This window comes from Bacteroides caecigallinarum (genome assembly GCF_016902295.1).
Lineage (GTDB): Bacteria > Bacteroidota > Bacteroidia > Bacteroidales > Bacteroidaceae > Phocaeicola > Phocaeicola caecigallinarum_A.
The window spans coordinates 1-14,361 of sequence record NZ_JACJLQ010000022.1 but is presented as its reverse complement, the minus strand read 5'-3'; the positions used below and the strand labels follow the sequence as shown (position 1 = coordinate 14,361).

Below are 14,361 nucleotides of genomic sequence, written 5' to 3'. Positions count from 1 at the left end.
AATTATTAGGTTAGGTTATTTTTCAATTCCAAATTTATAAATTGTTACCTGATGGTAAGTCTCGCCGGGAGCAAGTACTGCTGATGGGAAATGTGCTTTATTAGGAGTGTCCGGGAAACGCTGTGCTTCAAAGCATATAGCGCTTCTTGCAGGGAATGTTGCACCGTGGTAACCCTTGAAACCACTTTGCCAGTTTGCTGTATATAGCTGTACTCCAGGTTCTGTAGTATATACTTCAAGGCTTCTGCCGCTATCAGGGTCAACGCATTTTGCAGCGAAAGTCAATACACCCTGTTCTTCTTTATTCAATACATAGCAATGGTCGTAACCTGCACCATTGATAAGTTGCTGGAAGTTATCGTTAATTCTGCTTCCTACTGTTTGTGGAGTTCTGAAATCCATTGGTGTACCTTCAACTTTGCTGATTTCTCCTGTTGGTATAGAAACTTCGTCAATAGGAGTATAGAAGTCGGCATTAATTGTAAGTATGTTGTTTTCTACAGATGGTGTTGGATTCTTTACACCGGAAAGGCTGAAGAAAGCATGATGTGTAAGATTAACCAATGTCTTTTTATCAGTTACGGCTGTATATGTGATAATAAATTCGTTGTCGTTAGACAATGTATATGTAACAGTTATGTCAAGGTTGCCAGGAAAACCTTCTTCACCGTCTTTTGAAAGATAATGTAATGCGAGACTATTTGCGCTTGTTTGTTCAGCGTCCCAAACGCGTGCGTGATAACCTGTAGGTCCTCCGTGAAGTGAATTTGGACCATTGTTTATGGTAAGATTGTATTCTACTCCGTCTAATTTGAATTTACCCTTGGCTATTCTGTTGCCATATCTTCCTATCAGTGTACTTAAGAACGTTTCAGGGCTGTTGATAACATTATCTATTGTGTCATGACCTTGTATTACACTTTCGAATTTGCCGTTTTTGTCTGGCATCATCATTGTCAAAATGGCACCTCCATAGTTTGTTACTGCGATTTCTGCACCTTTTTCATTAGTCAGGATAAACAAATCTGTTTCTTTTCCATCGATTGTTTTCTTAAAGTCTTCTCTTTTAAGACCGCTTAAATTGTTTTCATGGTAAAATGTGTTGTCCATATATTAAAAAATCTTTTTATTTACACATCAATTATTTTATAGTGCAAATAAAAAGATTTTATTTAAAATACCCAAACTTTTTTCACGAAAAAGAAACTCTATCTTCTTTTAAAAGTATTGATACCGGGCTTATTTATGATTTTTGTATAATACAATAAGGTCTGACACAATGAAAGTACTTCCTCCAACGAAAATCAAATCATTATGGCTTGCAGAAGCTTTGGCAGCCTCCAAAGCTTCATTTACATTGCTATATGCATTTCCTTTTAGTCCGTGATTATTCCCTATGTTCTTTATCTCATTAGCGGGTAAAGCCCTTTTCACAGATGCCTGAGTGAAATAATATTGCGCATTGGGTGGAAGCAAAGACATAACTCCATTTATGTCTTTGTCGTTTACCATACCTATTACTATATGAAGCTTGTCATATTTCATGTTGGATAGCTGTTCGGTGATATATTTCATTCCACCGATATTATGTCCGGTGTCGCATATTATTGTTGGTTTTTCCTCAAGCTTTTGCCATCTTCCCATTAATCCTGTAAGTTCGCATACATTTTTGAATCCTTCCCTTACGTTGTTTTCATTAACTTTGTATCCAATATCTTTCAGTTTCTTTATTGCGTTAAGAATAGTATTGGTATTTTTTATCTGATAATATCCGTTTAGCTCGCCGTAAAGGTCTTTTATATTTTTTGTTTGATATACGAAGTGGGCATTATCATTTGTTGTTACATTTTCTATCAATACATTATCTTGTGCAAATATAATTTCGGCATTTACAGACTTGGCCTTCTCGCTGAAAACATCTTTAGTCTCGTCTGTGTATTCACCTATAATTACCGGAATATTACTTTTTATTATACCGGCTTTTTCTTTTGCTATGGCAGGAAGTGTGGTTCCAAGGAACTGTGTGTGGTCTAAGCTTATATTTGTTATTATGCTTAAATCAGGTGATATTATGTTTGTACAATCCAATCTTCCCCCGAGTCCGACTTCAATAACTGCCACATCTACTTTTTTTTGTGCAAAATATAGAAAAGCCATAGCTGTTGTCAATTCAAAAAATGACGGATGTAACGGCTCGAAAAAGTGTTTGTGGTCTTTAACGAATTTTACTACAAATTCCTCTTCAATAGGTTCCCCGTCCACTCTGATACGTTCGCTGAAGTCAACCAAATGAGGTGAAGTGTATAATCCGGTTTTATATCCGGCAGACTGTAATATTGCAGCAATTGTATGCGAACATGAGCCTTTGCCGTTTGTTCCTGCAATATGAATAGTCTTGAATTTTTTGTGTGGATGATTAAAATAATTGTCCAGTTCGATTGTGTTACCTAATCCTTCCTTATATGCATCTTTTCCAATGTTTTGGAATAGTGGAGTGACATTATACAAATATTCAATGGTTTCTTTATAGTTCATGTCTTCTTTATACTTAATTATGATGCAAATATCATCAAATTTTTTTTGTTTACATGTAATACTGCCTTTTATTTTTCCAGTGAATAGTTTAGTGATGATTTATGATTGTACAAATTAATGAAAAACGTTTAATTATTAATGGAAATAAATGATTATAACTTTTGTTTACTAATATGTTTTTTATTTCTTTGTAAATAAATAGACAATAATTTATGGGTAGATTTTTTGTTATTGTATTTAGTCTAATTATCTCACAACTGTTGTTTACTGTCTGTATATCAAGGCATGAAGGGGAAGCAAACTATCATAATGACGTTTTTTTATCTCAGTGTGATAGCTTGATAGGGGCATATCCTGATATAGTGGTTAGGAAAATTGATAGTGTTATCTCTGTTTCAGGGATAAATGAAGATTATTATTCATTGTTGCTACTCAAGGCAAAGGCTAAATTATTCTTGTCGGAATATGACTCTGTTGAAATATTTCTTGATGGAATCTCAGAGTTCTTAAACAATAGTCAAAATGAAAATATATCCTATAAATTACTTTCCAACGTTAATAATATGCGAGGTAATTTATATGCAAGGAGGGCTGTAATGGATTCTGCTGTTTATTATTTTGAAAATGCATATAAGAATTCTTCAATGCTTGGCCTTTCGCGCGATTTGATAGATATTTCCATAAATCTTGCAGATTCTTATGTACGTTGTGGTAAGTTTGATTTGGGTGCATATTGGTATAGAAAGTCATTGTTGATTTCAGATTCGCTTCAGATACCTGAGAAAGAAAGGTTCCCTTCATATTATGGCCTTGCTCAAGTTTATATGGATTTGCGTGATTACAAGCATTGTGATTATTATTTCGATAAGGCGGGTTTCTATTATGATTTAATGCTGCCTTTCGAAAAGCATATTTACTTGAATAATCGTGGAAATTCATATTATTATCGGGGAGATTATGAAAAGTCTATGGAGTATTTCCGAAAATCGTTGGCTTTGGCCAATTCTTACCCTGATATGGAATTTGAACGTAATTTTACTAAGGTAAATATGGGCGAGGTCTTTATGCTTATGAATGAGACAGATTCGGCTACTCTTTATCTTGAGGACTGTTATTCTTTTTTTAAATCAATAAACCAGGTATCTGCTTTATACTATATTGAAACTCAGCTGATAGAATTGGCTTTAAAGAAAGGTGAGATAAAGCTTGCTTCGAATATTATTAATAATGCTGTAAAACCTGATTTTATAGAGCCTAATATGTTGCTCATTCGAAATAAGTATCTTCAGCATTATTTTGAGGAAAGTGGAGACTACAAGAATGCATATATTTATCAAACGAAAAATGTGCGAATGGACGATTCCATCAGAAATGAAAGAATTAAAATGCATTCGGCGGAAATTTCTTTGAAGTATAAGCAGGACAGCACTTTGATGAAGAAGGAGATTTTTATTAAAGAAAAAGAAAGCCAGGTATTGATCCTTCATCAGTGGATTTATGTATTGATACTTAGTTTGCTCCTTATAGTTTCTTTGTTGTGTATTCTTATTATATTCAGAAAACGTCGTACCGACAAGAAAATCTGGAATATGCGTAAGGATATCAGTTCTTTGCGACTTGAAAACATAAGAAACAGAATTTCTCCACATTTTATTTTTAATGTATTAAACAGGGAGGTTGTCAGATTTAATAACGAGGAAGACAAGAATAGTCTGGTAAACCTTTCTAAACTAATCCGTAAAAACCTTGAATTGACAGGAAACTTATCTATTAGTCTGTACGATGAACTTGATTTCGTGAAAACATACATATCATTGCAAGAGCAGACTATGGGAAGTGATTTTCATTATGAGATTAATAAAATGGATGATATGTCTTTATATGAAATTCAAATCCCTTCTATGCTAATTCAGATTCCAGTTGAGAATGCGTTGAAACATGCCTTGAGGACAAAGAAAGGTGATAAGAAATTATGGATCAGAATAAATAAAGATGCAGATAAAATATATATCAGTATAACAGATAACGGTGGCGGATTTAAGCAGATTAGTGATAATCGTGGAACTGGAACCGGATTGAAGGTAGTAACACAGAGTATCCAGTTGCTTAATATGTACAACAAAGTGCCCATAACAATGCGAATAGTTAATGTACCACTTGACAATTCAGAAACAGGCTGTGAAATAAGATATTCATTGCCTTTGGATTACTCATATATTATTAGTAAATGATTATGTCAGTATTTTACAAAGTTGCGATAATAGACGATGAACATGATTCTGCAAAAGCTTTGATAGAGCAGTTGAAAAGTTATCCCAGATTTCATGTCGAAGGAGTAGCCCATGATGCGGTATCGGGAATATCCATGATAAAGAGGGTTATGCCGGATTTATTGTTCCTTGATGTTGAGTTGCCTGAAATGTACGGAATGGAGGTGTTGGGTAAAGTAAAGAATGATATAAACTGGAATATGCGTGTTGTGTTCTATACCGCACACGACAAATATATGATAAATGCTTTGAGGAATAGTGCTTTTGATTTCCTGCTTAAGCCTATAGACAGAAAGGAGTTTGATATAGTTATTTCAAGATTTCTTGTTGATTATGAGACCAATCCTCCGTTATTTGAAAGCGAAGATATAGTAAATACTCATAATGAATCTTCATTTATGGTAGTGTTGCCTACGGGAGAAATGAAGATGATCAAGTTGGCAGATGTAGGATTTTTCAGATATGCTTCCGACCGCAAAATCTGGGAGGCTGTATTGATTACAAAGGAAAGCGTCTCATTGAGGAGAAATGTTTCGGCAGATTTTTTATGCTCATTTTATAAAAGGTTTGTACAGGTACATCAGTCATATATCATAAATTTGGATTATCTTGTGATGATTCAGGATAATAATTGTGTGTTATGCCCACCGTTTGATGACTGTACTGACATTGCTGTATCGCGGAAGTATAAGAAAAATTTGATGGATAAGTTCTGTATATTTTGATTTTATTTTAAATAAAAAAGAGACGGCTGAGTTCGATTTGTACTCAGCCGTCAATTTTTTATATTAATCCGTTATAGATTATTCTTCGTTGCTCCAGTCCATAGCAGCCATACGCTTGTAAGAAGCATAACGTTTCTTAGCCATGTCTTCGCAAGCAGCGAACAAGTCAGCAGCTTCAGCAGGATACTGTTTCATTACAGAAGCGAAACGAACCTCGCCCTTCAAGTAATCCTGGAATCCTTCCCAGTTTGGTTCTTTAGAGTCAAGTGAGAATGGGTTCTTACCTTCGTCTTCCAATGCTGGGTTGAAGCGCCACAAGTGCCAGTAACCACATTCTACAGCCTTAGCCTCTTCAGCCTGAGATTTACCCATACCAGCTTTCAAACCGTGGTTGATACATGGAGCGTATGCGATAACCAATGATGGACCTGGATAAGCTTCAGCTTCGCGGATAGCCTTCAATGTCTGAGCCTGGTCAGCACCCATTGCAATCTGTGCAACGTAAACATATCCGTAAGTTGTAGCTATCATACCAAGGTCTTTCTTACGTACTCTCTTACCAGATGCAGCGAATTTAGCGATAGCACCAAGAGGAGTAGCCTTAGATGACTGACCACCAGTGTTAGAGTAAACTTCTGTATCAAGTACAAGGATGTTTACATCTTCACCAGAAGCGATAACGTGGTCAAGACCACCGTAACCTATATCGTAAGAAGCACCGTCACCACCGATAATCCACTGTGAGCGTTTTACCAGGTAGTCTTTGAATTCAGCGATAGTAGCGCAGTAAGAGCACTTGTCTTTTGCAGCTTCTACCATAGGGATGATCTTTTCAGCAGCAGCTTTGCTCTTGTCAGCATCGTTGCGGCCGTCAATCCATTCCTGGAATGCTTCCTTGTATTCAGCTGGAGTACCTTCAGCAGCGATAGCAGCCTTCATTGCTTCTTCCAGACGGTTGCGGAGTTTCTTGTTAGCCAATTCCATACCAAGACCGAATTCGCAGAAGTCTTCGAACAATGAGTTAGCCCATGCTGGACCCTGACCTTTTTCGTTAGTTGTATATGGAGTTGAAGGAACTGAACCAGAATAGATAGAAGAACATCCTGTTGCGTTAGCTACCATTTCACGGTCACCGAACAACTGAGAAATCAACTTAACGTATGGAGTTTCACCACAACCAGAGCAAGCTCCAGAGAACTCGAACAATGGAGTAGCGAACTGAGAGTTCTTAACGTTAGCCTTGATGTCTACCAAGTGCTGTTTGCTCTTAACGTTGTCGATGCAGTAAGTCCAGTTAGCAGCTTCAGCAAGCTGTGTTTCAAGAGGTTTCATAGTAAGCGCCTTACCACCCTTCTTAGGATTACCCGGACATACGTCAGCACAGTTGCCGCAACCCAAGCAGTCCAAAACGTCAACCTGCATACGGAATGTCATACCGTCGAACTGCTTACCAACAGCCTTCAATGAAGTGAAGTTAGCTCCAGCCTGTTCGTTAGCGTCAAGAACGAATGGACGGATAGCAGCGTGAGGACAAACGTAAGCACACTTGTTACACTGGATACAGTTTTCAGCATTCCATTCTGGAACGAAAGCAGCTACACCACGTTTTTCGTATTTAGCTGTTCCCTGATGCCAAGTACCGTCTTCGATACCTTTGAATGCAGAAACTGGAAGCAAGTCACCGTCCTGAGCGTTGATAGGACGAACAACTTCGTTGATGAATGCTGGATCGTTGTTAGCAGCAGCACCTTCAACTTCGAGGCTAGCCCATGCTGGATCTACAGTAAGCTGTTTGTATTCACCACCACGGTCAACAGCAGCATAGTTCTTGTTTACAACGTCTTCACCCTTCTTACCGTAAGACTTAACGATGAATTTCTTCATCTGTTCTACAGCAAGTTCTACAGGGATAACGCCTGTGATACGGAAGAATGCAGACTGAAGGATTGTGTTAGTACGGTTACCAAGACCGATTTCCTGAGCAATCTTAGTTGCATTGATGTAGTAAACAGTGATATTGTTTTCTGCGAAATATTTCTTAACCTTGTTAGGCAAGTTCTTAGCAAGTTCTTCACCTTCCCAGATAGTGTTAAGAAGGAAAGTACCGTTCTTACGCAAACCGCGAGTTACATCGTACATGTGCAAGTAAGCCTGTACGTGGCAAGCTACGAAGTTAGGAGTAGTTACCAAGTATGTAGAGCGGATTGGGTGGTCACCGAAACGCAAGTGAGAGCAAGTGAAACCACCAGACTTCTTAGAGTCGTATGAGAAGTATGCCTGGCAATATTTGTTAGTGTTGTCACCAATGATTTTTACAGAGTTCTTGTTAGCACCTACAGTACCGTCAGCGCCAAGTCCGTAGAACTTAGCTTCGAACATACCTTCACCGCCAAGAGCGATTTCTTCTTTCTTAGGAAGAGAAGTGAATGTAACGTCGTCAACTATACCGATTGTGAAGTGGTCTTTAGGAGTAGGCAATGCCAAGTTTTCGTAAACAGAAAGAATCTGAGCAGGAGTAGTGTCCTTAGAACCAAGACCGTAGCGTCCACCAACGATAACTGGGGCATTTTCCTGTCCGTAGAAGCAGTCTTTAACGTCAAGGTAAAGAGGTTCGCCGTTAGCTCCAGGTTCTTTTGTACGGTCAAGAACTGCGATACGTTTAGCAGTCTTAGGTACAGCAGCAAGGAAGTGTTTAGCAGAGAATGGACGATACAAGTGTACAGAAACCAAACCAACTTTTTCGCCGTTAGCCATCAAGTGGTCGATAGCTTCGCGGGCAGCTTCAGTTACAGAACCCATAGCGATGATTACGCGTTCAGCGTCTTCAGCACCATAGTAGTTGAACAAGCCGTAGTTACGTCCTGTAATCTTGTTGATTTCGTTCATATATTCTTCTACGATAGCAGGAACTGCTTCATAGAATGGGTTGCATGATTCTCTGTGCTGGAAGAAGTGGTCTGGGTTTTCAGCCATACCGCGCGCAACAGGTTTGTTAGGGCTAAGAGCACGTTCGCGGAATTCAGCCAATGCTTTCTGATCGATAAGAGGAGCAAGGTCTTCATTTTCCAGCATTTCAATTTTCTGTATCTCGTGTGAAGTACGGAAACCGTCGAAGAAGTTCAGGAATGGAACGCGAGACTTGATAGTTGACAAATGGGCAACACCAGCCAAATCCATAACTTCCTGTACAGAACCTTCGCAAAGCATAGCGAAACCTGTCTGACGGCAAGACATAACGTCCTGATGGTCGCCGAAGATACACAATGCGTGAGATGCAAGTGTACGTGCAGATACGTGGAATACACATGGAAGGAATTCACCTGCAATCTTATACATGTTAGGAATCATAAGAAGCAGACCCTGAGATGCAGTGTAAGTAGTAGTCAAGGCACCAGCCTGAAGAGATCCGTGAACAGCACCTGCTGCACCGCCTTCTGACTGCATTTCCTGAACAAGAACTGTTTCGCCGAAGATGTTTTTACGTCCTGCGGCAGCCCATTCATCTACATATTCAGCCATTGTAGAAGATGGAGTGATAGGGTAGATAGCTGCTACTTCTGAGAACATATATGATATATGTGCAGCAGCCTGGTTACCATCACAAGTGATGAATTTTTTTTGTTTAGTCATACAATTACTAAATTATAATAATTAGTTAATAAGAACTTATATTCTCGCGTTAATATAGGAAACCGAACATCCATAGTGGAATCTGGTTTCCGTGTCCCAACTCAAGTTTATGCATTGCATAATACACATTCGGGCTTGTCTTGAATTTGCATCCTTCAGCGCAAATCCTGAAGTGCAAGTCATTGTCCACAAGGAATGAAGTGCCTTTATCTCCTTTGTTTATCTTGTGGTCCTTCCACAAAGAATTTACAAAGAATGTTTCCAGTACATCCTGTTCTTCAACTTTCACCGGGTATATGCTGTACATCAGGCTGGTGTTATGCATCATGATTTTAGCGGGCTTTTTCGGGAAAGACTCTCCTTTAGGGTAAACCATGTTTATCAGTCTTGCATCGGCCAGATATTTGATGTAATTCATTACAGTAGCGCGTGAAGTCTGTATTTCTTCCGCCAGTTGGCTTACGTTTGGAGCTCCAGGTCCGTCAACTGCCAGTAAATATAGTAATTTTTTTATTTTCGAGAGATATTTCAGCTCGATTTGTTTGATTAACAGTATATCTACTTCAACCATCATGTTCATGGTCTTAAGTAGATTTTCTGAAAAATTTCTTTTTTCGAGGAAGAACGGGTAAAAACCATGATGTATGTAATCCTGTAAATACTGTGTTGGATTGACATGTGGAAGTATAGTCTTGGCTATATGTTCGTGGTTGTTAAGTATTTCTTCCAACGAATATTTTGAGAAATTGTTGCCAGTCTGTAGGTTAAGGAATTCCCTGAATGAAAATCCTCTTAAATTATATGATTTAACGATACCGTTAAGCTCCGGATTTTCTTCCTTTAGTCTCATTACAGATGAACCTGTAAATACGATTTTTAAGTTTGGATACTTTTCGTAACATGTACGAAGGGCAGCACTCCAGTCTGGCAGTTTGAACACCTGGTCTATAAGAAGAACTTTACCTCCGCGCTTAATGAAATCGGCGGCAAAGTCAACAAGACTTACTTTAGAAAAGTAGAAGTTATTCATGTTTACATACAGGCATGAACGGTCAAAACCATACTTTTCTTTCGCATACTGCAAAAGGAAAGTAGTCTTGCCAACACCCCGTGTACCTTTGATACCAATCAGACGTGCGCTCCAGTCTATTTCGTCCATTAGCTCTCTGCGTACAGGAGCATTGGTATGTTCTACCAAATAAGAATGTGTTCTGTAAAAAGCCTCCATGAATATATTCGTTACTTTCGGTGCAAATATACGAATAGTTAATAATATTGCAAACTCAACATAGCAAAAATTAATTTTTAGTATATCTTTGTAAATAAAATCCGGCGATTTTATGATGAGCAAGCAGTTATATATATTTAATCCGTGGCATGATATGGCATTGGCCAATTTTACTCCTTATTTTAAGGTTTCCTCTGAGATAATCCGTATGAGTGACGATTTGAGTTCTCTTCCTGTGTGGTACGCTCAAGAAGATGCTTATGTCAGAATATCAGATAATAATGTCATAAGTACTTTTGTCAGTCAGGTATCATCGTTTATACAGTTTGATACAAAAAGATTTGTTGACAGTAGTCTTTATAGCGAAATAATTCCTTGGGGATGGAGTCCGGCTTTAGTTTATTCTCTTGCCAGTGAAGGTGTCGATACAATGATATTGCCTGATAAAGATAGATTGAATAGAATTCGTTATTTGTCCGGTCGTCAGAGATGCGTAGATGTATTGTCATATTTTTCTTCTGTCAAAGGTACATGTGGACGGGCATATTGCTGTTATAGCATAGATGATGTAAAGACTCATCTTCTTACTGACGGTAATATAATTTTGAAAGCTCCATGGTCTGGTAGTGGGAGAGGATTATGTAAGGTTTCATTATCTACTTGGAGTACAAATATTGAAGGATGGATATCCCGCATATTGCGTACCCAGGGATGTATAATGGCCGAGCCTATATATAAAAAGGTATGCGATTTTGCAATGGAATTCTATTCTTCGGCAGATGCAAGAGTCAGTTTTGCTGGTTATTCATTGTTTGATACTGATGCTTTTGGTAATTATAAGCGGAATATATTAATGTCTGATTCGCAAATTGAATCTCATTTACTTTCGTATGGTATATCTATTGAACTCTTGCATGAAGTACGTGGTATTCTAACCAGCGTTTTAGGTGATATGATTGCCGGATGTTATTCCGGTTATTTAGGTGTAGATATGATGCTTTGTTCCCAAGATGAATCAATATTATTGCATCCTTGTGTTGAAATAAATATGAGGATGAATATGGGTGTCGTGTCACGTATCATTTGTGACAGATACCTATCTTCATCCTCACATGGCTATTTTGTTACAGAACATTATAATTCAGATGGTGAAGCACTGCTGTCTCATCGGAAAATGTTGTCCGAACAACCTTTGGTTCTCGATTCCGATGGTCGTATCAAAAGCGGATATCTCACTCTTACTCCTGTTCTGCTTTCTACTCGATACCAGGCATACGTGATAGTGAAGGCATGATGATTCTTTTTCCGAAGTTAGTTTTTTTAGGAGTTTCAATTACCTTAGAGTCAATAAATGGTGAATAAGTTACGCTGCTTCTTGATTCTGGATATACCTTTCCTGCTCTTTGCAATGCCACCTTCAGCATAGCCTCATTTACGTCGCCCAGCTGATATGTTTCCAGTGGGTAATCTTCTGCATTTAAATCAGGTGTAAGTCCGTTTGGCATACAAGGAGTTTCGTCGTTTGCATTTTTATATATGCTGACCATTACATAAATACCCCAGTTCTTTATTGCTGGTGGAACTGTCTTGTAAGCATCTTCAGCAGCAAGCATCCATCCTGTACAATATTTACCATGCGACTTCTGTCCTATTAGTTCAATATCCATATATGGCATAAGTCCTGAAAGCAAAGCTTCTGAAGCAGAGGCACTGTTACCTGTTATAATACCATAAATCTTTTCAAGACCAATGTTCGCATCTTTGGTGCTGACATGCTGGTTTATGTCATTATAATTATAATTATATTCTGTTTCGAACCGTGTTTCAGTAGAAATTCCTTCCTGCTTATAGTATTCAGTAAAGAAATCATTATAATCTTCTTTTTCAAAAATATCTTTATTGGTGACATTAGTTTGTGGTGCAAACATTGATGCCAAAACATTTTCAGTTATTACGTATCCTCCTCCATTGTATCTTAAGTCAAGGACAAGTTCTTTAATGCCTTCACTTTTGAAATCCTTGCATATATTTATAAGTTCAGGAATAGATGTCAAGTCAAAACTGCTGTATGCCAGATATCCTACTTTCTTTCCATTGAAATTATATACTGTGTCGCATAGAATTGGGTTTTCATACATTTCAATAGCTATCATAGATACCTTTTTATCTGTAGGTATAACTTCTAAACCATTAAGTTTGGCAAAAGATAGTGTAATATTTGATGAATAATACAAATCCATGTAATTGTCTACAGTAAGAGTTTTGCCGTCTATCTGATATATAATATCTCCTCTTTTAAGGCCAGCTTTCTCTGCGGGACTGTCTTTTGATACGTATGCAACTACAGCAATAAGGTCATTACTGTCAGCCGTAATATAATAGACAATAGGAGTGTAGCCATATGTGGTAGATACCCCCTGTACACTACTTGTAAATTCATCCATATTGTTTGTTAGCATGGTCCATTTGTCTATTGGGTTTGTGCCGTCGTGATATCTTATTTCTTCCACAGTAGTTATAGGGTCACTATTCTTTTCCGGATCAAGCTTATTCAGGTCTTGCGATATTTCATTGTTCCAATAGTAGTATATTTCAAGTATATCTTTTGCAAACATGTTTGCATATCTTGTCTCTTCTGTGATTTTTGATTTATCACCCGAATTGTTACTGTTTCCTTCTTCTTTTGTACATCCTGTGATAACATATCCTGAAATTATTAAGCAGGACAATGTAAGTTTAAGTCTGTTTAAGTCCATAGTTGTTGTTTTTTTAAGATTAAAATTTTTTACTTTGGTTTCAAAGATATATAAAAAAACAGATTTTGCTTCAGTTTAATAAGAAAGATTGTGCCTCATGGAATAAATTTTAATATACCTGATGCTCCAGTTAGTGAATTGAGCTTATGGTTTTTCCCTATTTTAAATATCAATTCATTATGGTTGTGCCAATGGAGACGCATTTTCTCCGTTACTTTCCGCCAAAACACGTTACCAAAGTTCCGGTTGGTCTATATTAACCAAATCCGGTTGTGCCAAGAGTAACCATCCAAAATTGGCGTATTGACTAGCATGGCTCTTTCTCATACCTTTGTGCTAAACTTAAAACTTGAAAGATTATGTTTAGCGAAAAAGACTTTGAAAGACTGTGGTTCCTCTACAAGACCGAAGGTGAACCCAAAGGAGTTTCCATCAACTCATTCTGCATTAGCAACAATATTCCATACACGGCATTCTATGACTGGTTCAAGAAGACACAAAAGAAGGTTGTACCTGTAGAAGTGGAAGGAATTCCTGAAGAGTTGATCCAGTCAGGCAATGAAGAGCAGCAGGATGTTGCTAAAGACAAGCCCAAACGTACAACTCCCCATAAAGGAAGCATCATGGTGACGATAAGAACCCGTGAGGGCTTGTGCATTCAGAAGAAAGGCTTAGACTATCAGGGGCTGAAAACACTGGTGGAGAAATTGGAGGGCTTATGCTAAGTATAAACGGACTTCACAACTTCTACTACCTTCCTGAACTTCACGACATGAGATGCAAGGCTCAGCGTATATGTGAGATAATCCGCGGTCGATACCACCGTGATCCGTTGAATGGTGATGTTTACATGTTCATGTCGAAAGACCAGCGTAAGGTCCGCATGATACACTATGAGCGCAATGCCTACTACCTTCATGAGAAGTCCTTCATAAAGGGCTATAAGTTCATGAAAATAGAGCGCAAGGACGATGTGACAGTATATAAAATAGACTGGAAAGACCTGGTCACAATACTTGAAACTCCGGTAATAACGAGCATAAGAATTTAATGATAAAGTTCTGATAATCAGCGATAAAAGTTCTCTAAATATTTGTATGTCTCATTAAAAATGAGTATCTTTACATAAAATTGTGCGACAAGAAGTCGTACAAGTAATTGTTCAGCATGATGTCTGAACCTGTTGTTCCGTCAACAGTAGCCTAAAGAGGCGTGCT

General features: G+C 38.0%; 10 protein-coding genes. 5 read left to right on the top strand and 5 right to left on the bottom strand.

Annotated elements, in window-relative coordinates; genetic code table 11:
- Positions 1-15 precede the first annotated feature (15 nt).
- Together H6A27_RS08925 and H6A27_RS08920 are read right to left on the bottom strand one after the other, a co-directional pair.
- On the bottom strand, positions 16-1,110 hold the full coding sequence (locus tag H6A27_RS08925; RefSeq protein WP_204403491.1) for an aldose epimerase family protein: 1,095 nt from the start codon (positions 1,108-1,110) through the stop codon (positions 16-18).
- A gap of 129 nt (positions 1,111-1,239) precedes the next feature.
- Positions 1,240-2,535 (bottom strand): bifunctional folylpolyglutamate synthase/dihydrofolate synthase, encoded by a 1,296-nt coding sequence (locus tag H6A27_RS08920; RefSeq protein WP_204508447.1) that lies wholly within the window; start codon positions 2,533-2,535, stop codon positions 1,240-1,242.
- Between the two features lie 563 nt (positions 2,536-3,098).
- Between H6A27_RS08920 and H6A27_RS08915 the strand changes: the two genes are divergently transcribed.
- Positions 3,099-4,766: a tetratricopeptide repeat-containing sensor histidine kinase gene (locus tag H6A27_RS08915; RefSeq protein WP_204508446.1), complete on the top strand. Its 1,668-nt coding sequence runs from the start codon at positions 3,099-3,101 to the stop codon at positions 4,764-4,766.
- Positions 4,767-4,768: 2 nt separating this feature from the next.
- Positions 4,769-5,530: a LytR/AlgR family response regulator transcription factor gene (locus H6A27_RS08910; protein ID WP_204508445.1), complete on the top strand. Its 762-nt coding sequence runs from the start codon at positions 4,769-4,771 to the stop codon at positions 5,528-5,530.
- A gap of 78 nt (positions 5,531-5,608) precedes the next feature.
- Here the strand turns inward: H6A27_RS08910 and nifJ are convergent, their stop codons facing one another.
- Both nifJ and H6A27_RS08900 read right to left on the bottom strand, forming a co-directional pair.
- On the bottom strand, positions 5,609-9,160 hold the full coding sequence (gene nifJ, locus H6A27_RS08905) for a pyruvate:ferredoxin (flavodoxin) oxidoreductase (RefSeq protein ID WP_204508444.1): 3,552 nt from the start codon (positions 9,158-9,160) through the stop codon (positions 5,609-5,611).
- 49 nt (positions 9,161-9,209) lie between these two features.
- Positions 9,210-10,388 (bottom strand): ATP-binding protein, encoded by a 1,179-nt coding sequence (locus H6A27_RS08900; protein WP_204403501.1) that lies wholly within the window; start codon positions 10,386-10,388, stop codon positions 9,210-9,212.
- Positions 10,389-10,500: 112 nt separating this feature from the next.
- Between H6A27_RS08900 and H6A27_RS08895 the strand changes: the two genes are divergently transcribed.
- The gene (locus tag H6A27_RS08895; RefSeq protein WP_239469645.1) at positions 10,501-11,682 is read left to right on the top strand and encodes a hypothetical protein; all 1,182 of its coding nucleotides are present in this window, start codon (positions 10,501-10,503) and stop codon (positions 11,680-11,682) included.
- On the opposite strand, the gene H6A27_RS08890 is transcribed toward H6A27_RS08895, so the two are convergent.
- Entirely contained in the window at positions 11,645-13,144 is a 1,500-nt protein-coding gene (locus H6A27_RS08890) for a S41 family peptidase (protein WP_204508443.1), read from the bottom strand. The genes H6A27_RS08895 and H6A27_RS08890 overlap by 38 nt on opposite strands.
- Positions 13,145-13,503: 359 nt before the next feature.
- On the opposite strand from H6A27_RS08890, the gene H6A27_RS08885 reads away from it, so the two are divergent.
- Complete coding sequence (locus H6A27_RS08885) at positions 13,504-13,869, top strand: hypothetical protein (protein WP_204508442.1); 366 nt, start codon at positions 13,504-13,506, stop codon at positions 13,867-13,869.
- A complete protein-coding gene (tnpB, locus tag H6A27_RS08880; protein ID WP_148330882.1) occupies positions 13,863-14,195 on the top strand; it encodes an IS66 family insertion sequence element accessory protein TnpB in 333 nt (110 codons plus the stop codon). The genes H6A27_RS08885 and tnpB overlap by 7 nt, the downstream gene beginning before the upstream one ends.
- Positions 14,196-14,361 lie beyond the last annotated feature (166 nt).

Excerpts from the sequence above, each read along its gene's own strand:
- H6A27_RS08890 (WP_204508443.1), bottom strand. The coding sequence starts at position 13,144 with ATGGACTTAAACAGACTTAAACTTACATTGTCCTGCTTAATAATTTCA.
- H6A27_RS08915 (WP_204508446.1), top strand. The coding sequence starts at position 3,099 with ATGCGAGGTAATTTATATGCAAGGAGGGCTGTAATGGATTCTGCTGTT.
- H6A27_RS08925 (WP_204403491.1), bottom strand. The coding sequence starts at position 1,110 with ATGGACAACACATTTTACCATGAAAACAATTTAAGCGGTCTTAAAAGA.
- H6A27_RS08895 (WP_239469645.1), top strand. The coding sequence starts at position 10,501 with ATGATGAGCAAGCAGTTATATATATTTAATCCGTGGCATGATATGGCA.
- tnpB (WP_148330882.1), top strand. The coding sequence starts at position 13,863 with ATGCTAAGTATAAACGGACTTCACAACTTCTACTACCTTCCTGAACTT.
- H6A27_RS08910 (WP_204508445.1), top strand. The coding sequence starts at position 4,769 with ATGTCAGTATTTTACAAAGTTGCGATAATAGACGATGAACATGATTCT.
- H6A27_RS08900 (WP_204403501.1), bottom strand. The coding sequence starts at position 10,388 with ATGGAGGCTTTTTACAGAACACATTCTTATTTGGTAGAACATACCAAT.
- nifJ (WP_204508444.1), bottom strand. The coding sequence starts at position 9,160 with ATGACTAAACAAAAAAAATTCATCACTTGTGATGGTAACCAGGCTGCT.
- H6A27_RS08920 (WP_204508447.1), bottom strand. The coding sequence starts at position 2,535 with ATGAACTATAAAGAAACCATTGAATATTTGTATAATGTCACTCCACTA.
- H6A27_RS08885 (WP_204508442.1), top strand. The coding sequence starts at position 13,504 with ATGTTTAGCGAAAAAGACTTTGAAAGACTGTGGTTCCTCTACAAGACC.